The sequence below is a fragment of the Sphingomonas mollis genome (assembly GCF_016427505.1).
GTDB lineage: Bacteria > Pseudomonadota > Alphaproteobacteria > Sphingomonadales > Sphingomonadaceae > Sphingomonas > Sphingomonas mollis.
This window is the reverse complement of record NZ_JAELXS010000008.1, coordinates 126,185-146,099: the sequence shown is the minus strand read 5'-3', so window position 1 is coordinate 146,099 and position 19,915 is coordinate 126,185. Positions and strand designations below refer to the sequence as shown.

Genomic DNA, 19,915 nt, shown 5'->3' with positions numbered 1-19,915 from the left:
ACAAGCCAGCAGGATTATCGACCATGACGCGCCTGACCCTGAACCCCGACCGCCTTTTCCCCGCCGATCCGGCCACGCGCGACGTCGCCCGCGCGCTATATGCCGATGTCGCGACGCTGCCGATCGTCAGCCCGCACGGCCATACCGACCCCGCCTGGTTCGCCACCGATGCGCCGTGGGAGAATGCCACCGACCTGCTGCTGGCCCCCGATCACTATCTCTACCGGATGCTCTACAGCCAGGGCATCGCGCTCGATACGCTGGCGGTGCCCGCTCATGGCAAGCCCTCCACCACCGATCGCCGCGCGGCATGGCGGGTGTTCGCCGGCCACCAGCACCTGTTCCGCGGCACGCCGTCGCGGATGTGGCTGGACCATGTCTTTGCCGAGGTATTCGGCTTCGACGTGACGCTGTCCGCCGACACCGCCGACCTGTATTTCGACCGGATCGGCGAGCTGCTCGCCACCCCCGCCTTCCGCCCGCGCGCGCTGTTCGACCGGTTCGGGATCGAGCTGATCGCCACGACCGAAGGCGCGCACGACACGCTGGAACATCACGAGGCGATCCGCCGGTCCGGCTGGCAGGGCAAGGTCGTCACCGCCTATCGCCCCGATGCGGTGATCGATGCCGATCACGAGGATTTCCGCAGCGCGCTGGCCCGCTTCGCCGAACTGACCGGCGAGGATGTCGGCGAGTGGCGCGGCTATCTGGCCGCGCACCGCGCGCGGCGTCAGGCATTCATCGCGATGGGCGCCACCTCCAGCGACCATGGCCACCCGACCGCCGCCACCGCCGACCTGTCCGCCGCCGACACCGAGGCGCTGTTCGCCACCGTCATGCACGCCACGCCGACCCCGGCGGAGGCGGAGCTGTTCCGCGCGCAGATGCTGACCGAGATGGCGCGCATGAGCCTCGACGACGGGCTGGTCATGCAAATCCATCCCGGCTCGTCGCGCAACCATAATCGCTGGCTGCACGGCGCCTATGGCCGCGACAAGGGTGCCGACATCCCCACCCGCACCGATTACGTCGCCGCGCTGAAGCCGCTGCTCGGCCGCTTCGGTAACGAGGCGGGGCTGTCGATCATCCTCTTCACGCTGGACGAGACGGCCTATGCCCGCGAACTGGCACCGCTCGCCGGCCATTATCCCTGCCTGAAGCTGGGTCCGGCATGGTGGTTCCACGATTCGCCGGAGGGGATGCGCCGTTTCCGCGAGATGACGACGGAGACCGCCGGCTTCTACAACACCGTCGGCTTCAACGACGATACCCGCGCCTTCCTGTCGATCCCGGCGCGGCACGACATGGCCCGGCGGATCGATTGCGGCTTCCTCGCCCGCCTCGTCGCCGAAGGGCGGATGAGCGACGACGATGCGGCGGAAACGGCGGTCGATCTCGCCTACAACCTCGTCCGCCGCGCCTACAAGCTGGACGGCGGCACCGGACTGGCCGACGCCGCCTGACGGTCAGGCCGGGGGTGGTGTCGCCGCCGCCGTCGCCATCGCCTCGCGCCCTTCCTCGATCAGGTCGCCGATCTCGCCGGCGGGGCTGGCCGAGGGCAGCGAGGCCATCGCCCTGGCCAGTGCGGCGGGATCGACCGTATCCGGCTTCGCAGTCAGCAGCGCGAACGCCGCCGCCGTGGGCAGGGTGGCGAACGACGCAACGTAGCGGGCATGCAACCGCGCCAGCGCCGGTTCGCGCCGCAGCATCGCCAGCGCGATCGCATGGCGCAGGACGACCGCTTGCCCGACATCGCTGAGCTTGCCCGGCGCGGGCAGGGCCGGCTCGCCGACTTCGACCAGATGCGCCCAGTCGCGCGCCTGCCAGTGGATTTCCGCCGCGATGCCCACCGCATCGGGCACGTCCTGCAACGCCGCCAGCGCCTCCGCCCGGCGACCGAGGATATCGAGCGCCGCCGCCTCCACCCGCCGCCGATCGGCCAGCATCGATGCGGGGTATGCCACCTGATCCGTCTCGCGCAGCGACCGCACCGCCAGTTCCGGCCTGCCCGCCAATATGCGTAACGTGGCGACCCGCACCGACAGCGGCCCCTGCTCGATATCCTGCGCCGTCGCGGTCAGGCGATATTGCAACAGATCGGCCGCGCGCATGTAGAGCCCCGCGCCCTGCAACCGGTCGATCAGGCTATCGACCAGCCGATCGCCCGCCGCCCCCGCCGGCGCCAGATCGCGGTAATCCCAGAACAGCCCCGCCGCCTGCGGCAGCGGCAGCTTCGATTGCGGTGACAGCGCGGTCGCGAGCAACCCGCGCAACTGTTCCGACAGGGCACCGGCATCCGGCCCCGGCGCGCCATAGCGGAACAGCGCCGCCCCCGCCGCCAGCGCCGCCGACGTATCGTGCATCTTCACCGCCAGATCGAGCCGAAGGTGCAGCGCCTGCTCCTCCACCTCGTCACCGCGCCACGTAAAGGTCAGCCGATCGAGGCGCTTCGCCGCCTCCGCCGTCGGCACGGCATGGCTCGCCAGATCGACGCGCAGCGTGGCGAGTTCGGCGGCGGCGCGCTGTTCGCCATCGCCGCTCAGCGCCACGCGCGCCAGCCGCAGCTTGCCCTCCTGAATATCGTTCAGCGCCAGCATCGCCTCGCCGCGCAACAGGTTGGCGGCCGGGTCCTGATCGGGCAGCACCGCCAGCCAATCGATCACCGGCCGGTTCTGGCCCAGCGCCACCCCCGCCGTCGCCACCGCCAGAATGAACGGATATCGCCCGCGCCGGCCGCGCGCATTGAGCGCCGGCATCGCACAACGCAGTTGCGCCAGCGCGCGCCGCGATTGCCCCTGCGTCGTCAGCGCGCGCAATCGCCACAGGCAGGATTCCGCATCGCTCACCAGCATCGGATCGGCGAGTGAGGCCATGCCGTCCTCCAGATGCGCGGCCTGAACGGCGGCGACACCCTTCGCGCGCAGCCATGCCGGCACCAGCGCCAGATCGGGATCGTCGGCGCGCATCACCTCCAGCACGCCCAGCGCATCGGCCCCCCGCCCGTCCGCGATCAGGCCGTTCGCGAAGTCCCAGCGCACGCCCTGCCGCTCGTCGGACGACGCGGCGGCCAGTCGCGACCACCCCTCCGCGCGCGACATCTTTGGCCATGCCGCCGTCCCCGCCGGCATAGGTCGCTCCGCCAGCGCGGCCGCGAAACCGGGCAGCACAGGACCACCGCGCGCGCCATGTGACGGTGCGGAGGGTTCAGGCGCCGACGAATGCCCCGCCGACGCCGCCGCGACCGAGGCGGCGAGCAGCAACCGGATCATAACGGCCCCAACCGCGCGACCGCGACCCCGCCACCGATGCACCCCGCCATGAACAACAGGACCGGCAACAGGCCGGCTCTCCTGTCGCCCTTGGCCGCCACGTCACCACCCGGCGCGCCCGCGGTGGCGACCGTCGTGCTATCGGCGAGCGGGCCCGGCGTACCGGTCGATCCGGCACCCCCTCCCGCCAGCATCCGGACGCGACCGGGTTTCTGATCCTGACTCATCGCCCGTCCTTAACCATCCACCTAAACACAATTATAGGTCGTGGCGGGCATAGCCGGTCGTGGCGCACGGTTCGCGCCGCCCTTCGGGAGGTTGCCCATGATCGCTATGCGCCAATTGCCGATCCTCGCCACGATGCTGTCGCTGGCCGTGCTGCCGGCGACCGCGCTGGCGTCGGGCCATGGCGGCGGCGGCGAAGGCGGGGGCATCAGCCTGGTCGAGATGAAGCCGATCGACGTGCCGATCGTCGAGGGCAACCGGTCAGACGCGCGCCTGCGCCTGAAGCTGGTCCTGCGCGCCGCCGACGCCCCGGGCGCCGCGAAGATCACCACCGACATGCCCGCCCTGCGCGAAGCGGCACTGGCCGGCGCCAGCGAATTCGCCCGCCTCCACGCCTCGCCCTATGTCGCCGTCGATGCGGAAATGCTGGTCCACGACCTGACCGCGACGCTGCACCACCGCGACCCCGGCATCACCGCCGTCCTGCTCGTCGAGGTAGTCGCCAGCGCCGCCTAAAGCAGGCGCCCCGTGCTCCTGCGAACGCAGGAGCCCAGAGCCAAAAGCGATACCTTCTGTCAATCTGGATTCCTGCGTTCGCAGGAACACGAAGCCCGATCGCCAGCTATCTCAATCCGGCGCAGCCAGATCGTGCCACGCCCGCCCGTCCCGCTCGATCAGATCGGCTGCCGCCTGCGGCCCGGCGCTTCCCGCGGCATAGCCATCGGGCTTCCCCTCCGCCCACGCGTCGAGGAACGGCTGCACCGCCGCCCATCCCGCCTCGATCGCATCGGCGCGCTGGAACAGCGTCTGGTCGCCGGTGAACAGGTCGTACAGCAACGTCTCGTACCCGGTCAGCGCGGCGATGCCGAAGCGATCGGCATAATGGAAATCCAGGCTAACCGGCGCGGTCTCCACCGCCAGACCCGGCCGCTTGATGAGCATCTCCATGCTCAATCCCTCGTCCGGCTGCACCTGGATGATGAGGCGATTGGGCGGCAACCGCTCCGCCCCCATGCCGCCGAACTGCGCATAGGGCACGTGCTTGAACGTCACCACCACCTCGGTATCGCGCGCCGTCATCGCCTTGCCCGTCCGCAGGTAGAACGGCACGCCCGCCCAGCGCCACGTATCGACCATCAGCTTCAGCGCGACATAGGTTTCGGTCGTGCTGTCCGGCGAGACGCCGTCGGCCGCGTGATAAGCCGCCACCGGCTTGCCCTGCACCTCGCCCGCGCCATACACGCCGCGCACGCCGTTCGCGCGTGCCTCGTCCGGCGGATAGACGCGGATCGCCTTCAGCGCCTTGCCCTTCTCGTCGCGGATCGCCTCGGCGTCGAAGCTGTTGGGCGGCTCCATCGCCACCATCGCCAGCAACTGGAACAGGTGGTTCGGCACCATGTCGCGCAGCGCGCCGGTGGGGTCGTAGAAGCTGCCGCGCGTACCGACATCGACCGTCTCGGCGGCGGTGATCTGGATATGGTCGATGCTGTTGCTGGTCCACAGCGTCTCGATCATCGTGTTGGCGAAGCGCGCCGTCATGATGTTCTGGACCGTCTCCTTGCCCAGAAAATGGTCGATGCGGAACAGCTGCCGCTCCGCCACCTTGCCCAGCATCCGCGCGTTCAGCGCCTGTGCGGAAGCCAGATCATGGCCGAACGGCTTCTCCACCGCGATCCGGCGGAACGCGTCGTCGCCCTCGCGCATCAGGCCATGATCCGCCAGCCTGTCGACGATATCGCCGAAGAAGCGCGGCGGCACCGCGAGGTAAAAGGCGACGTTGCCAGACAGCCGGGACGACAGCGTTTCGTAGATCGCATCCTTGGTGAAGTCGCCCGACAGGTAATCGATGCGCCCGCGCAGGCGCTCCCACGCCGCGCCCTTCTCCACCGCGCCCTCGCCCCCCGCCTCGGCATGGAAGGAATCGAGCGAGGCGCGCAGATCCTCGGCGTCGCGATCCTCGATGCCGATGCCCAGCACCGTCAGGTCGTCGCCCGCCATCCCCAGCCGCGTCATGTTGATGATCGCCGGCACCAGCAACCGGCGGGTCAGGTCGCCCGTCGCGCCGAAAATGACGAGCGTGACCGGCGGCGCGGGCGGAACATGGATGTCGGGCGTGGGCAAGAAGGCGCTCCCTGTGATGGACCAGCAATCACCGCCCAACGATGCAAAGCGCCGAGCGTTGCCCGCTATCGCCCGGCGACCGGTTCCAGCCGAAACCCGAAGCGATGCTCGGTCAACGCAACCCGATACGCCGGCAGCGGCTGGCCCGACGCGTTCCACGTCGTGTTGCCGCCGACCCCCGCCTGCGCGCCGTCGATCAGCAGCGTACCGTCGCCCTGCGGCCGCACGTCGCTGCTCTTCCACGTCCCCGGCGGGCGCCGGTAGAGATCGGCATAGGGAAAGGCGAGCGCGTTCATCATCAGCGGCGTATCGCCGATGACGCGCAGCCCGGTCCCCCCGCCCGCCAGCGCCAGCCAGCGCACATCGACCTTGTTGCCGGTATCCTGCGGCCGGATGTAATCGTGATACTGGTCCGCCAGCGGCGCCCGCCACAACCCGATCGCCGCGCCCGATTTGCGATCGACGTAATTCTCGTGCGGCCCCCGCCCGTACCAGGCCAGCGTGCCTAGCCGCGACGGCGTCGTATAGGCGAACCCGATGCGCAGCGGCGGCGGCAGATCGGGCTTCAGCGGCACGAACCGCCCCTCGACCGCAACGCTGCCGTCCCCGGCCATCCGGTACGTCGCATCGACCGAGGCCGCGCCATCGCCCAATGCATATCGGACCGTTACCGCCGCCCCCGCGCTGCCGGCGGCCGGCGTGACCGTCACCGAATCCACCCGGCGGCGTTCCGACATCGCCCGCCACACCGCCTGCTTCTCGTCCGATCCGGTGCCCAGATCGTTATCGGTCGGCGCGCGATAGAAATTGGGCGCGCCGCCCGCCAGCAAGGTCGCACCGCCCGCCCGATATCCATCGACCAGACCTGTCCGGCGATCGATCGTCAGGCTCGCCTGCCCGGCCGACAGCGTGATCGCCGCCGCCGACTCCGCGACCCGAACCGCGCCGGTCACCGCCCTCGGCACCGCCGGCGCATCGCCGAGCGCGAATTGCTCCCAGCCGACAACCTGACCCGCCGGCACCAGCGGGATCGAATCCGCCTTCGCCCGCGCCCTGATCGTCAGCTGATAATCCACCCCCGGCGCCTGTGTCGGCCGTGGCAGGGCCAGCGATACGGTCTCGCGAGCGCGCGCGGCGGTGGCGATACGGGGCAGGTTGCCCTTCGCGATCGATCGTCCGTCGGCGGTCACCTCCCAATCAAACGCGAAGCCCGACAGGTCGCGGAAATCATGCCGGTTGATGACCACGATCCGCCCCGCCTTCGCATCGACGTCGGCGAACTGGATCGGCGAATACACCTTCTCTAACTCGAACAGCGCAGGGTTGGGCGTGCGGTCCGGCTGGATCAGGCCGTCGCCGAATTCGATCTCGCCGCCGGGGTTGGGGCCATATTCGCCGCCATCGCCCCAATACCGCCGGCCCGCCTTGTCGTACCGGTACATCGACTGGTCCACCCAGTCCCAGATGAAGCCGCCCTGCAACCGGTCCGGATGCGCATAGATCGCGTTCCAGTAATCGATCAGGTTGCCGCCCGAATTGCCCTGCATATGCGCATATTCGCACTGGATCATCGGCTGCTTGAATTCGGTATGCTTCGCGTAATCGACCATCTGGTCGACGGTGTCGTACATCGGCGCATAGATGTCGACGAACGGGTTGGGCCGGTGATCCTCCAGTTGCGTCCATCCCAGGAACGAGATCAACCGCGTCGGATCAAGCGCTCGCGCCGCCGCGGCGGCGGCCTCGAAATTGGGGCCGTTGCCCGATTCATTGCCCAGCGACCAGAAGATGATCGACGGATGGTTCTTGTCGCGTTCGACCATGTTGACGACGCGGCTGACCTGCGCCGCGCGCCACGCGGGGTCGTATCCGATCTCGGATTTGGTCCGGTCGACGTCATGGCGGCGCGCGTTGATGAGATAGCCGTGGCTCTCAATATTCGCCTCGTCCATCACGTACAGGCCGTATTCGTCGGCCAGATCGTACAATCGCTCGTCATTGGGGTAGTGCGAGGTGCGCAGCGCGTTGATGTTGGCGCGCTTCATCAATTCGATGTCCCGGCGCATCGACGCTTCTGAAATGACATGGAACGTCTCGGGATCATGCTCGTGCCGGTTGACGCCGCGGATCATGATCGGCCGGCCATTGACGGTGACGACACCGCCCCGGATCGCCACGTCGCGAAAGCCGATCCGCCGTGCGGTCGCCTGCACCACGCGCCCCTGCGCATCCACCAGTTCGACCAGCAAGGTGTACAGCGATGGCGTCTCGGCGGTCCACGCCCGCACGCCCGGCACCGCGCCGGTCAGATGCAGCGTTGCCCCCGCCACCGGCGCAGCACGCGTCAGCACCGTCCGCGTGCCGTCCAGCACCGTCGCCCGCGCGGTCATCCCCCGCGCCGCGCCGGTCAGGTCCAGCGCCACGTCTAGCGTCCCGTCGCGATACCCGTTCGCCAGCCCCGCCGTCACGCCCGTATCGGCGATGCGCGCCTTGGGCGTCGCCATCATCCACACCGACCGCTCGATCCCCGACACGCGCCAGAAATCCTGATCCTCCAGATACGATCCGTCCGACCAGCGATAGATCTGGATCGCCACCGTGTTCCGGCCCGGCCGAACGAAGCGGGTAACATCGAACTCGCTCGGCAACTTGGAGTCCTCGGAATAACCGACGCGCTCGCCATTGACCCATACATAGTACGCCGATCCCGCGGCACCGATATGCAGGATCACGTCCTGCCCCGCCCAACCGGCGGGCATCGTCATGTCGCGGCGGTACGAGCCGACCGGATTGGTCGCATGCGGGATCAACGGACGGTTGGCAGGAAACGGATAGGTGATGTTGTTGTAACGCGGCTGGTCGTACCCCTCCGCCTGCCAGTCCGCCGGCACCTTGATGTCCTTCCAGCGCGACACGTCGTAATCGGTCCGGAAGAAATCCTTCGGCGCCCGATCGGCGTCGGCAGAGAAGGCGAACTTCCATGCCCCGTCCAGCGACACGAACCGGCTGGACCGCGATGGATCGCGCGTGATCGCCAGCGCCCGCGTTTCGAACGGAAAGCCGGTGGCGCGCGCCGGCAGCTTGCCGATCGCGAAGACCGCCGGGTTCTCCCAGTCCGGCCGCGCAGGATCGACCTGCGGCTGGATCGGCATGATCGTCTTCTGCGCCGCCGCCGGCGCCATCAGCAGTACGATGGGGAGGGCCGCCCGCCGCCATTGGGTCCGCCCACACCGTCCGATCGCCCTCGCTGCCATCATGCCCATCGCCGGCCCCTCCTCGCGATCGTCACGCATCACCCGGCGCGCGATCGTTGACAGCGATAGCATCGTCGCGCCGGAAAGAAACAGCGCCGGTGACAGCCGTGGCAACACCAGCCCCTGTCACTTTTTTCCATGATCTGCGTTGTAAAGACTATTGGACAATTATCCGGTACGCGCCGACAATAGGCGCGACGGGAGTAGAGTCCGCAGTGGAGAGGAACGGGATGATGCATTCTGGATCGACAACGCGTTTTGGACGACTGGCACTGGGCGTGGGCCTGTCCGCATTGGCCCTGGCCGCCTGTTCCAAGAAAGCCGAGGAGAAGAGTACCGCTACCGCGCCGACCACCGCCAGCACGGCCGAGGTAGCCGCCGCCGCACCGGCCGCACCCGCGCCGGCCGCCGCGCCCGCCGCCGACAACACCGACACGATCACCGGCGTGAAATATGCCAGCTTCACCGGCGATGCGGCCAAGGGCAAGGTCGCCTTCGTCACCTGCCAGACCTGTCATTCGATCGACGCCGGCGTGAACAAGATTGGCCCGTCGCTGCACGCGGTCGTCGGTCGCGCGGCCGGCACCATCGCGGGCTTCAACTACACCCCGGCCAACAGGAACAGCGGCATCACCTGGACGCCCGAGAAACTGTTCCAGTATCTCGAAAATCCGCAGCGCGTCGTGCCCGGTACGAAGATGACCTTCGCCGGCTTCTCCGATCCGCAGAAGCGCGCCGACGTGATCGCCTATCTGAAGACCAATTCCTGAGCTTGCCCGCACCGGTCCGGCGATCCACATCGCCGGGCCGGTGTCAGCGCCGCCGCATCAGGTCGGCCAGATGCACGGGAAACGACGACAGCAAGGCCGTCATGATCCAGCGCCAGTCATGCCCGGTCAGTGCGAACCGCAGCGCCACCAGCATCAGCACGCCGGGGCCAAGCCGCAACAGCGCGTCCGTCATCCGCCATCCTCGCCCTGCGACCAGCCAGATCAGTTCGACCGCGATCACCGCCAGCACGATATCGACGGCATGACCGCTGGCGAACAGCCACACCATCACCGCTCAGCCGAACGGTCCGTTCAGCCGCACGATCGTCATGTTCAGATACCCCGCGAACGTCACCCACATCAGATAGGGCAGCAACAGCACCGCTCCGGTCATAGACCGGCGCCAGATCACAACGACCAGCGCCGCGACCGACAGCCACAATCCCACCACCTCGACCAACGCCCAGTCGGGCCGATGCAGGCGAAAGAACAACAGGCTCCACAGGATGTTCAGGAACCCGTTCAATGCGAACAGCCCCAGCAACCACTCCCGCTCCCGCCAGCTCGGCGTCGCGAGCCATCCGGTGACGCCGCCCAGTGCGGTGAACGCATAGATCGCAGTCCACGCCACGCCGTACGCGATATCGGGCGGGGCCCAGCGCGGCTGGATCAGGCTGCGATACCATGGCCCGATATCGGTGATCGTCGCCCCCAGCACCGCGACGATGACGGCCAGCATACCGGCGATGACGATCGGGAAGATCCAGGCGCGGCTCATGCCGCCTCAGCCCGCCGTCTGCAGCAAGTGACGCATATCCTTCAGGAATATCCGCAGATAGGCGATCGGCCGGGCATAGACGAGCTGCTTGTTCATATAGGCCGGCCAGATCAGCTGCTGCACGTCGCGGTCCTCGCACATCGTCACGAAACGCTCCCGGCGCCGGTCGTTGCGATACCAGAAATGCTGCATGATCCCAAGAATCCAGAACACCCGGCCATGCGCCCGCATGAACGCGCGGCGCGCCTGCCGCAGCGCACGGGCATCCCCCGATATCAGGAACGCGCCCGCCGCCTGCGCCGCCTCGCGCCCCGCCGCCATCGCGTAATAGATGCCCTCGCCCGATGCCGGCGCCACCACCCCGGCGGCGTCACCCGTCACCAGCACGTCGCGGCCATTGTCCCATCGCCGCAAGGGCTTGAGCGGGATCGGCGCGCCCTCCCGCCGGATCGTCTCGCATCCGTCCAGCCCTTCGCGCGCGCGCAACCGGCCGACCGCGTCGCGCAACGCGAACCCCTTGTTCGCGCTGCCGACGCCGACACTCGCGGTGTCGCCATGCGGGAATATCCACGCATAGAAATCGGGCGACAACGACCCCTGATAGAACACGTCGCACCGCCCGCGATCCAGCGCGTCAACGGCGGGCGACCGGATCACCTCGTGATACGCGAACACGCACGGCATCCGCTCAGCCCCATCCAGCGTCGTCAGCGCCACGCGCGACCGAGCACCATCCGCGCCGATCACGCAGCGCGCCCGTACCCGCTGCTCCGGCTCGCCCGGCCTCTCGCCATAGACGACGATCGCACCCTCAACGCCGTCGCGCTCGATCCGGTCGAACCGGCCGGTCCGACGCTCGGCCCCGCTTGCCACGGCCCGCGCGCGCAACCATTCGTCGAACACCTCGCGATCGACCATGCCGACAAAGCCGCCCTCGCCCGTCTGATCCACCGGCATATCTACTGAGATGTCGGATGGACCCACCATCCGCGCCGCCACCGCCCGCCCGACGATCAGGTGATCGGGGATGGCGAAATCGCGGATCAGCCGCGGTGGAATCGCACCGCCGCACGGCTTGATCCGCCCGCCCCGGTCTAGCAACAACACCCGGTGCCCCGCCGCCGCCAGATCGGTGGCCGCCGTCGCCCCCGATGGCCCGCCCCCCACGACGACGCAGTCGTAACCGGTCATGCCGGCTCCCCAACGATCGCCACCGCGCGATCCCGCCTGCCGCCCCGCAGCGCCAGCGACGCGGCGGCGAGGAACAGCAGCGCCTCCACCCCGAACACAACCGTAAAGGTCTGCGCCGTCGATCCGGTCAGCACCCGCCCGGCATCGACGCCCAGCGCGCCGATCAGGCCGCCCAGCCCGAACGCGATCGCCTGCGCCGCGCCCCATACGCCCATGCGGATGCCCTCACGCCCCGCGCCCTCTCCGCCCGTACCGCCCGCCAGCCCCATCATCGCGCCGATCGCCGCCACCGCGAACACGCCATTGGCAAAGCCCAGCAGCGCGATATTCCCCGCCAGCGGCCATCCCGGCCCGGCCCGCGCCGCCATCGCCAGTCCACCCAGCGCGATCGCCGATCCGATGCACCCGCCGACGATCCACGGCCGCAACCCCGCCTGACTCTGGGCCTGACTCCGCCCGCCGAACGCGCTGCCGCCGACCCCGGCGACGATCATCCCGGCCAGCACGCCGCCATGCTGCACCCCCGACAATTGCGTCGATTGCCCCGGCGTGAAGCCGAACAGCAATCCCGCGAACGGCTCCAGGATCAGGTCCTGCATCGAATAGGCGAGCATCGACATTAACACGAACAACGTGAAGCGCCGCGCCGCCGCGTCCCCCCACATCTCGCGCAGCGCCACGCCGAACGCCGGCGTCGGCGACCCGGCGACGACGGGAGCGGCCACCACCCCCTCGACACCCCACACCGCGACGATCGCCACCAACAACGCACCGCCCGCCACACCGCCCGCCACCATCGCCAGTCGCGACAACGAGAATGGATCGATCAGCGCCCCTGCGACCCCCGCCGTCAAGACGATGCCTGCGACCATCATGATCCACGTGATCGACGCCGCCGCCGCCCGCCGTTCGGGCGCCACCCGCGTCGCCAGCAGCGCCAGCAGCGACGTGCCCGCCCCGCCGACCCCGGCCCCGATCATCGAAAACGCCATGACGGCCAGCACGAACCCCCAGGCGGACCGCACCGCCATCAGCCCCAGCGACCCGATCGCCAGCATCGCCCCCAGCGCCAGCGTCGTCATGCCCAGCACGATCCACGGCGTCCGCCGCCGCCCGCGATCCGATCCATGCCCCCAGGCCGGTCGCGACAATTGCACCGCATAATGCCACGCCACCAGCCCGGCGGGCAGCGCGGCCGGCAGGGCATATTCGACCACCATCACCCGGTTCAGCAACGACGTCGCCAGCATCACGATCGCCCCGATCGCGCTCTGCACCAGCCCCAGCCGGGCGATCCCCGGCCAGCCGAGCGGCGCGGTCGGATCGCGACCGCTCACAATCCCGCCACCCCGCCCAGCCCGAAGGCGGAGGCCAGCATGCCCAGCACGTACAATGTCGTCCCCGTCGCATTATACCACGGCGCCTGCCCACGCGGATCGCGCAACAGCCGCCGCATCAGCACGATCTGCCCGACCAGCAGCGCCGCGACGATCCCGGCCGCCGCCTGATGTCCCCAATGCGCCAGCAATCCGACGACCACCATCTGCGGCACCGCCATCACCACGCACGCCACCCGCGCCGCACGCCCGACCCCCAATACGACCGGCAGCGACCGCAGCCCGGTCGCCCGGTCACCCTCCACCGCCTTGAAATCATTCAGCGTCATGATGCCGTGCGCGCCCAGACTGTACAGCGCCAGCACGATCAGGATCGGCGGCGCCGGCAACGCCCCCGCCATCACGCTGGCGCCCGTGAACCATGTCAGCCCCTCATAGGTCAGCGCGACCACCGCCGGCCCCCACACGCCGCTGACCTTGAACCGGAACGGCGGCGCGCTGTACCCCCATGCGCAGAGCAGGGCGACGCACGTCGCGCCTAGCACCCACGGCCCCGTCGCCCAAGCGACCAGCAATGACAGCGCCGTGCCGATATGGGCGATCCACAGGCCCCAGCGCCCGGCGATCCGCCCCGACGGAATCGGCCGGCCAGGCTCGTTGATCGCATCGACATGCCGGTCGAACCAGTCGTTGACCGCCTGGCTCGTCCCGCACACCAGCGGCCCGGTCAGCGCCACGCCCGCGATCAGGAACGGCCAGCGATCCGCGATCGCCACGCCCGACGACACCACCCCGCACATGAATGCCCAGATCGGCGGAAACCACGTCACCGGTTTGAGCAGTTCGAGCACGTCGCGGGGAGCGGGAAACCGTGTCGCGATACCGGGGGCGCTCAAGGGGTCCATCAAGGCGAAGGCTATGCTTGACGCATGAAGGCGTCAAACCAAATTGACGGATTTATCCCTCGCCCACCGGGGAGGGAGGGAGAGGTACCGCGGAAGGTTGAGGGTCGCAGGGGTGGAAGGAGCCTGCCAACTTCGGTTGACGCGTCCGCCGTCCGTTCGTCCCGAGTAGGGACTGAACCCTTCGATGAACTCAGCAAAGCCTGTCGAAGCCTGTCCTCGTATATTGCTGGCAGAATTGGCACCGATGTAATGCGCTTATCCCGCGGTGGTCCGGGTTGACCCGTCCCCCGCGGAAGCGGGCGGATCTTGCCTGTCCCTGGTCACCGAGATCGTAACTCAGCTCGTCGCCTGCTCCTTTCGTAATCGTCCCGAACGGCCAGGGCACTGTCGCTGGAATCGTGGTCGGGGTGTGCGCAGGCAAGCACAACCGGCGTCCAGGCGCCGTGCTGCAGGATGTTCTCCGTTGGTCGGCGTACGCGTCCATGGCCGTTGCCAACAACGCCGCGTGCGGTCCCACCATCGTCCATCCCGCAGATGGAACATTCTTTGCCTATGGACCGCCCAAAATGCTCGCAAGCGCCCTTTCGCCGTACGAAGCGCAGAGGGAGCGAGAGGCGCGGCCAGTCGATAGGTATGGAAAGATGTGCTCGGGACGGATCGGCATCAAGCCACCCCCTCCGGTGCGGCGGGCTGCGGCGGGCTGCGGAGGGGCCGCATCCGGGGGGCCTGATGTCGAGCCGGTCAGCGCTTGGTAGAGCAAGGCATGGTGGCACCATGGCAACCTGGCGGCTTCGCGCACTGATATACCTCGGTTCACGAACTGTTCCCCGGCGCGATCCGCTCGCGGGTGAGATTAGGTGGGTAGCCGAACCGTACTCCCCCGCCCGAGCCACCACCACGCCACTGCTAATACCATTGCGGACCAGCTCGCAGTTATAACTATACTTTAGTATAGTTTTGTAAACTGTCAGTATAAATAGAGCAGCTATTAAAACATTCATCCTTCTATTCGCAGATAAACCGCAGGTTAATCGACCATACAAAGATGTAACCCTGATGATACGTCCCGATCTGAGACTGAAATTGGGCTATACTGACCGAATAGGCCAATCTAACAGGCGGTCATCGCGGTACGGCTCGGCTTTCATCTCGGGGTACTTCGTAATGACACAGAATCAACTGAAGGGAATATCCATGATCCGTACCGCACTGACCACGCTCGCTCTCGGCACCGCCGCTATCGCCGCTCCGGCATATGCCGCGGTCACCATCACCCAGTCCGATGCCGGCACGGCCGCGAACTATGCCGCACCGGCCGGTTCGACCGCCGTCGTCGACTATAACACCGGCAGCAACACGACGGCTGGCTTCACCGCCACCACGTCGGGCACCAACGTCGGCATCTTCAACACCACGCTGTTCAACGTCGACAACAGCGGCAACGACTATTTCCAGCCCAACCCGAACGACAGCACCCCCTACTACGGCGTCGGTCGCAACAGCACGTATAAGCTGCTCGGCTCGGTTGCGCAGTCCAGTGTCAGCGTCTTCATCGGTTCGCTCGATGCATACAACGTCGTGACGCTGCTCGATCAGGCAGGCAGCGTGATCACCAGCTTCGACGGTACGCAGATCGCCGGCTTCGTGCCGACATTCCCTGGCACGACCCAGCCGGGCAGCAATCGCCGCGTGACCTTTACCGCCGATGGCGGCACCGCGATCTATGGCGTGCGCTTCTCCAACACCGACAACCTCGGTTCATTCGAGTTCGATAACGTCGCCTTCACGGCAGCCGTCCCCGAGCCGGCAACCTGGGCGATGATGCTGATCGGCTTTGCCATGGTCGGTGCCGCATCGCGTTACCGTCGTCGTCACACGACTGCTGCCATCGCCTGACATTCTTCTCGTTCATCAGATGATGACAGAGGGCCGTCGGGAAGCGTTTCCGGCGGCCCTTCGCTTTCCATACTGGATAACAGATGCTTGCTAATTTGTGGATCGATGAGGCTGTGGCCATCCACAAGGTCCTTGGGGAGCATGGCGCTCTCTGGCTGACCGAACAGCTCACTTACTTCGCCGAAAGTGGTGATACGTTCTTGTTGAAGCGGTTCAATCAGATCGCCGTAACCTATGGACGGCTTGGAAGAACAGCATGATCCAAGTGCGTCTGCCGCAGTGAATCCCATTCAGTGCAAAGGGACGTCGCCGACCAGGGATGCCACCCCGCATTTATCGAAGCGCTGAGGGGTGGCTCGGTTGGTCTGCACAGACTCGCAGATTAAGAAGTGGATCGCCGCTGGTTGATCACGCCGCTGCGAGCAGCGGCTGATGGAAGTATATTTGGTCGGGTGTACGACCGCCATGCGCAGAATGCGGCCGGACGGCATTGTAGAACGCGAAGTATCGACCGATGCTGGCGCGGGCCTCGGGGACCGAGGCATAGGCGTTGAGGTAGAGTTCCCCGTATTTGATAGCCATCTTCTCGCGCAGGAGGACGGCGGTGAACGCGGTGCTGGTAACCTGCGAGCCCTTGTCGGGGTTGAAGGTCGCTGGCTTGCCGTGGCGGGCCAGCGCTTCCTCCTCCAGCCCCTCGATGCAGAACTCGGCGTCGAGTGTAATCGACACCCGCCATGTACGCCCGGCGAGGTGAGCGACATCACCTGCACCTCGATCCCGGGCTCGTCCATCGCGTCCAGCCGCGACCGGCCCAGTTCAAGGAGCGGCGTGGCCAGATCGGCGAGATCGAGAACCGCATCGCGGGGAACAGGAGACAGTTCGCACCAGGTGGCCTCGATCTCGGGCAGCAGGAAATGTTCTTCGAGGACGATGATCTTCATCTGACGGCTTTCCGTTTCAGGCGATGGCTGCAAATGACTTGAGTACAGCCTGCTCCGGTCCGTTTCAGATGGTGCCCGATAGATGGAGCGGAATGCCGGTTAAGCGCGGCTGTTCATTCGTTCGAACAATGCTTCACCGTGCCGACGGCTCTCCGCCGCCATCCCGATCAGGATTTCATCACGATCTGCTTCGAGTTGCGCCACAGCCTCGGACGCAAAGTCTTCCGCAGACATCATGTGCCGATTCGCCGTTCCGGCACTTCTGCCATTGCTGCCGAGACCCGTATCGACGATCGGCGGTGCAAGCTCGACCACCCGGACGTTCGTCGCGCGCAATTGATGACGAAGACTAAGCGTGAAGGAGTGAAGCGCGGCCTTCGTCGCGCAATAGACCGGGACATCCGCCATCGGCGAAAAGGCCAGGCCGGAACTGACGTTGACGATCCAGGCCTTCTCCTGCCGCTTCAGCGCGGGGATCAACTCCGCGATCAGGTGGATAGGCGCAGTTAGGTTGATCGCCACCTCGTCGTCCAGTGTGTCGATCCCCGGATCGCCGGCAAAGTCGCGGCCGTGCTGGACGCCGGCATTGTTGATCAGCCCGTTCAGATCGGGGTGATCGGTCGCCAGCCATGCTACCAACGCATGGCGGCTCTCGGCGTCCGCGACGTCGCAGACCCGCGTGATCAGTCCCGGAATATCCGCTTGTGCCTCATCAAGGCGATCCTGATTGCGCCCGCACACGATTACCTGTTTGCCTAACGCCGAAAATCGGATCGCCAGCGCCAAACCGATGCCTGCCGCACCGCCGGTAATCAAAATCGTCTTGCCATCGAGCTTCATGTCGAACGCCTTCCTCACTACGCAAGGGCGTGCCGTCGAGGATAGATGACCCGCAGACACACCTGTTTTGCCGGCAAGCCGGCCAGGTGTCGCGGATACCTCGAGAGGAAGAGTTGCCGGCCATCTGGCCGGCGACCGGGCTACCATCCGATCAGCACTCTTTCGACACGACCGGTTTACTGGTTCGCACAGGTCGCAGCAAGCGACATTCAACGCGTAGAACAATACGCACCGCCACTCGAATGCCGGAAATCAGATGATTTCAGCTACGATGACCCGCGTACCCTCCTTTGGTGCGCCAGCCTGATCCACCAGCACCAGCGTCTCATCCGGCAAACGCTGCAGATGGTCGATCGCAATCCACTTCACGCGGCCCTGATCGACGATGGCGATCCGGGCCGATGATGTTCGCCCGCGATCGCTCAGAAACCGTTTGGCCGGCGTCGCCGTGACCAGATTGATCGCGACCGGATGCAGTGCGGGGACTGCCACGCCGTGCCTTGCCGATGCCGGGTTCGATACGAAGAGCAGGCCAAATGGTAAAATTGCTGCGATATGTATGCGCATAAGGCCCCGGCCATTTGTTGAACATCGCAACAGCGACTTCGATTGATCAACCACCGATTATCGTCGCTTTGAAATGACCAGCCAGAGCGAACATCCGACTGACATCCGGTGCGATCTGTTCGACGCAGAGAATGATCGCGCAGCTCGTGGCAAAGCCGGCGAACATCAGCTTCAACTCCCGGGCGATCGTCATCGTCATTCCCTTTTTTTCTTGGGTATGGGGATTGGGGGTTCCAAGGCGCTTCTGGCCAGCGCTGCCGACCGCTGTCAGTCGAGCGGCACCTTGTCCCCAGCCTTGTTCAATGTACGATAGATGTAATCCGGCGCGAGGCGCGACATGGCGTACAGAGCCTTGGTCTGCCCTGGCCTGATCTCGTCCCTGCCCTTCCGAATACCATCGATCAGCGCTGCCGCGATGCGGGCTGGGTCGGTCTTTGGTCCATCGTATTGACGGGTAAGCGCCGTTTCGACGGTCGGTGGCATCAGCTCGATGACCTTCAGTGCAGTGCCGCGGGTCTGCCAGCGGAGCGACCGGGTGAATTCATGCAGTCCGGCTTTGGCCGCGCTGTAGCCCGGCGTATTGCCGAACGGGGCATAGATGAGCCCGGTGGTGACGTTGACGATCGCGGCCTCGGGTCGGGCAAGAAGGTGTGGCAACAGCGCGGTCGAAAGGTGGAGTGGCGCGTGCAGGTCGAGCGCAAGCTCCGCGTCGAGCCGCGCCAGCGCGCGACTGTCGTTCAAGGCGAAGTATTGCATGGTGCCGGCATTGTTCACGAGCAGGTCGAGCGGACGTTCGGATGCCAGTGTCGCGGCAATGAGCCGTTCACGCTCTGATTGCACAGAGAGGTCGACCTGAATGGTGGTGACGTCGCCCAGTTCGGCCTTGACCCGATCGAGTCGGGCAATATCGCGACCCGCGATCAGGACATGGGTGCCCGCCGCAACCAGTGCGCGTGTTATGGCAAGGCCGATACCGGCACCGCCGCCTGTCACCAAAGCCTTCTTGTTCCCGAGGTTCACTGCCTGTCTCCGATGCCGGGATCAGCCGACAGATGCGATGCGGCGATGCCGAGGGCCGGCAGAAGCACGTTGTCGAGCAGGTCGACGAGGAAACGCCGATCAAACGGCCGGCGCTGAATGAGGGAGCGATAGCCGCCCATCGCCGGGATCACCTGTGCAGCCACCGCTACGTCCGCCCCGGATGTCACTTCGTGACGAGCGACGGCCCGCCCGATCAGAATGCGATTGGCTTCTATCCAGGGCTCGATCAACGCATCGTGACCGGCATCCGCGATCTCCGGTTGCTGCGCAAGCAACGCGGCCAGTCCCGCCATTGCGCGATAGAAGCGCTCGTCACGCTCCGCCGATCCTGCCTGAAACAAGGCGAGCATGTCGCCGCGCAGACTGCCGGTGTCAGGAAGGTGATCGAGATCGATCATATTACGTTTCAGGCGCGCAACCGCTTCCAGCACCATCTCAGCCTTGGATGGCCAACGGCGGTACATCGCGCCTTTGCCCGCCTTCGCCCGCGCCGCGACCATGTCCACCGTCATCTTCTCGAAGCCGACCTCTACGAGGATGTCGATCGTGGCGCTCAGGATCGTGGCATCGCGGGAAGTGTCTCGTTTGCGTCCGCCGCTACGGACCGGTCGATCAATCTCGTCGGACTCGCTCATGGGCAGAGGATGAGGGACCATAGGCATTTCATGCCGATACTAATCAGTTCCGGTACTATCAAGTTCTATTTTGTAGATGCGATCTCCCTCAGCCGGAATGGTTTTCTTTATCGATCCAGCATTCCGAGCGAACCGGCTCTGCCCC

Annotated in this window: 20 protein-coding genes and 1 pseudogene; 5 read left to right on the top strand and 16 right to left on the bottom strand. The window is 66.4% G+C overall.

Features of this window, described 5'->3' with window-relative positions; all coding sequences use genetic code 11:
- The first annotated feature begins 23 nt into the window (after positions 1 to 23).
- A complete protein-coding gene (gene uxaC, locus JAO74_RS14570) occupies positions 24 to 1,463 on the top strand; it encodes a glucuronate isomerase (protein ID WP_199039601.1) in 1,440 nt (479 codons plus the stop codon).
- Positions 1,464 to 1,466: 3 nt separating this feature from the next.
- On the opposite strand, the gene JAO74_RS14565 is transcribed toward uxaC, so the two are convergent.
- Positions 1,467 to 3,269 (bottom strand): hypothetical protein, encoded by a 1,803-nt coding sequence (locus JAO74_RS14565; RefSeq protein WP_199039598.1) that lies wholly within the window; start codon positions 3,267 to 3,269, stop codon positions 1,467 to 1,469.
- Positions 3,266 to 3,496, bottom strand: coding sequence for a hypothetical protein (locus JAO74_RS14560; protein ID WP_199039594.1), 231 nt, complete (start codon positions 3,494 to 3,496; stop codon positions 3,266 to 3,268). Before JAO74_RS14560 ends, JAO74_RS14565 begins: the two co-directional genes overlap by 4 nt.
- A 97-nt stretch (positions 3,497 to 3,593) precedes the next feature.
- On the opposite strand from JAO74_RS14560, the gene JAO74_RS14555 reads away from it, so the two are divergent.
- Entirely contained in the window at positions 3,594 to 4,010 is a 417-nt protein-coding gene (locus tag JAO74_RS14555) for a hypothetical protein (protein ID WP_199039591.1), read from the top strand.
- Positions 4,011 to 4,121: 111 nt separating this feature from the next.
- Here JAO74_RS14555 and zwf read toward each other — a convergent pair whose 3' ends face one another.
- Positions 4,122 to 5,615: a glucose-6-phosphate dehydrogenase gene (gene zwf, locus JAO74_RS14550; RefSeq protein WP_233151030.1), complete on the bottom strand. Its 1,494-nt coding sequence runs from the start codon at positions 5,613 to 5,615 to the stop codon at positions 4,122 to 4,124.
- 65 nt (positions 5,616 to 5,680) lie between these two features.
- Positions 5,681 to 8,941, bottom strand: a complete 3,261-nt coding sequence (locus JAO74_RS14545; protein WP_416194314.1) for a glycoside hydrolase family 2 TIM barrel-domain containing protein — start codon at positions 8,939 to 8,941, stop codon at positions 5,681 to 5,683.
- A gap of 161 nt (positions 8,942 to 9,102) precedes the next feature.
- Between JAO74_RS14545 and JAO74_RS14540 the strand changes: the two genes are divergently transcribed.
- Positions 9,103 to 9,639, top strand: coding sequence for a c-type cytochrome (locus JAO74_RS14540; protein ID WP_199039588.1), 537 nt, complete (start codon positions 9,103 to 9,105; stop codon positions 9,637 to 9,639).
- A 43-nt stretch (positions 9,640 to 9,682) separates the two neighbouring features.
- Here the strand turns inward: JAO74_RS14540 and JAO74_RS14535 are convergent, their stop codons facing one another.
- The 5 genes from JAO74_RS14535 to chlG are packed head-to-tail and all read right to left on the bottom strand — an operon-like array spanning position 9,683 to position 13,850.
- Positions 9,683 to 9,928, bottom strand: coding sequence for a hypothetical protein (locus JAO74_RS14535; protein ID WP_199039884.1), 246 nt, complete (start codon positions 9,926 to 9,928; stop codon positions 9,683 to 9,685).
- 6 nt (positions 9,929 to 9,934) lie between these two features.
- Positions 9,935 to 10,417: a TspO/MBR family protein gene (locus JAO74_RS14530; protein ID WP_199039585.1), complete on the bottom strand. Its 483-nt coding sequence runs from the start codon at positions 10,415 to 10,417 to the stop codon at positions 9,935 to 9,937.
- 6 nt (positions 10,418 to 10,423) lie between these two features.
- A complete protein-coding gene (locus tag JAO74_RS14525) occupies positions 10,424 to 11,608 on the bottom strand; it encodes a geranylgeranyl diphosphate reductase (RefSeq protein ID WP_199039583.1) in 1,185 nt (394 codons plus the stop codon).
- Entirely contained in the window at positions 11,605 to 12,945 is a 1,341-nt protein-coding gene (locus JAO74_RS14520; RefSeq protein ID WP_332908821.1) for a BCD family MFS transporter, read from the bottom strand. Before JAO74_RS14520 ends, JAO74_RS14525 begins: the two co-directional genes overlap by 4 nt.
- Entirely contained in the window at positions 12,942 to 13,850 is a 909-nt protein-coding gene (gene chlG, locus JAO74_RS14515) for a chlorophyll synthase ChlG (RefSeq protein ID WP_199039579.1), read from the bottom strand. The genes JAO74_RS14520 and chlG overlap by 4 nt, the downstream gene beginning before the upstream one ends.
- Before the next feature lie 1,194 nt (positions 13,851 to 15,044).
- Between chlG and JAO74_RS14510 the strand changes: the two genes are divergently transcribed.
- Positions 15,045 to 15,746, top strand: coding sequence for a PEPxxWA-CTERM sorting domain-containing protein (locus JAO74_RS14510; RefSeq protein WP_199039575.1), 702 nt, complete (start codon positions 15,045 to 15,047; stop codon positions 15,744 to 15,746).
- Here JAO74_RS14510 and JAO74_RS14505 read toward each other — a convergent pair.
- Together JAO74_RS14505 and JAO74_RS14500 are read right to left on the bottom strand one after the other, a co-directional pair.
- On the bottom strand, positions 15,722 to 16,036 hold the full coding sequence (locus tag JAO74_RS14505; protein WP_199039572.1) for a hypothetical protein: 315 nt from the start codon (positions 16,034 to 16,036) through the stop codon (positions 15,722 to 15,724). The two genes, JAO74_RS14510 and JAO74_RS14505, sit on opposite strands and share 25 nt — an antisense overlap.
- Before the next feature lie 118 nt (positions 16,037 to 16,154).
- Positions 16,155 to 16,484 (bottom strand): annotated as a pseudogene (locus JAO74_RS14500) (integrase core domain-containing protein); the annotation flags it as partial.
- On the opposite strand from JAO74_RS14500, the gene JAO74_RS14495 reads away from it, so the two are divergent.
- Positions 16,481 to 16,729 carry a hypothetical protein gene (locus JAO74_RS14495; protein WP_199039566.1) on the top strand — a complete coding sequence of 83 codons (249 nt, stop codon included), beginning with the start codon at positions 16,481 to 16,483 and terminating at the stop codon, positions 16,727 to 16,729. The pseudogene JAO74_RS14500 and the gene JAO74_RS14495 overlap by 4 nt on opposite strands.
- Positions 16,730 to 16,786: 57 nt before the next feature.
- Here the strand turns inward: JAO74_RS14495 and JAO74_RS14490 are convergent, their stop codons facing one another.
- The 5 genes from JAO74_RS14490 to JAO74_RS14470 form a co-directional block, all read right to left on the bottom strand.
- Positions 16,787 to 17,527 (bottom strand): SDR family oxidoreductase, encoded by a 741-nt coding sequence (locus tag JAO74_RS14490; protein ID WP_199039563.1) that lies wholly within the window; start codon positions 17,525 to 17,527, stop codon positions 16,787 to 16,789.
- A gap of 252 nt (positions 17,528 to 17,779) precedes the next feature.
- Positions 17,780 to 18,148, bottom strand: coding sequence for a hypothetical protein (locus JAO74_RS14485; RefSeq protein WP_199039561.1), 369 nt, complete (start codon positions 18,146 to 18,148; stop codon positions 17,780 to 17,782).
- On the bottom strand, positions 18,141 to 18,287 hold the full coding sequence (locus JAO74_RS14480) for a hypothetical protein (RefSeq protein WP_233151029.1): 147 nt from the start codon (positions 18,285 to 18,287) through the stop codon (positions 18,141 to 18,143). Before JAO74_RS14480 ends, JAO74_RS14485 begins: the two co-directional genes overlap by 8 nt.
- A gap of 74 nt (positions 18,288 to 18,361) precedes the next feature.
- Positions 18,362 to 19,114: an SDR family NAD(P)-dependent oxidoreductase gene (locus tag JAO74_RS14475; RefSeq protein WP_199039555.1), complete on the bottom strand. Its 753-nt coding sequence runs from the start codon at positions 19,112 to 19,114 to the stop codon at positions 18,362 to 18,364.
- Positions 19,111 to 19,770, bottom strand: coding sequence for a TetR-like C-terminal domain-containing protein (locus tag JAO74_RS14470; protein ID WP_199039551.1), 660 nt, complete (start codon positions 19,768 to 19,770; stop codon positions 19,111 to 19,113). The genes JAO74_RS14475 and JAO74_RS14470 overlap by 4 nt, the downstream gene beginning before the upstream one ends.
- Positions 19,771 to 19,915 lie beyond the last annotated feature (145 nt).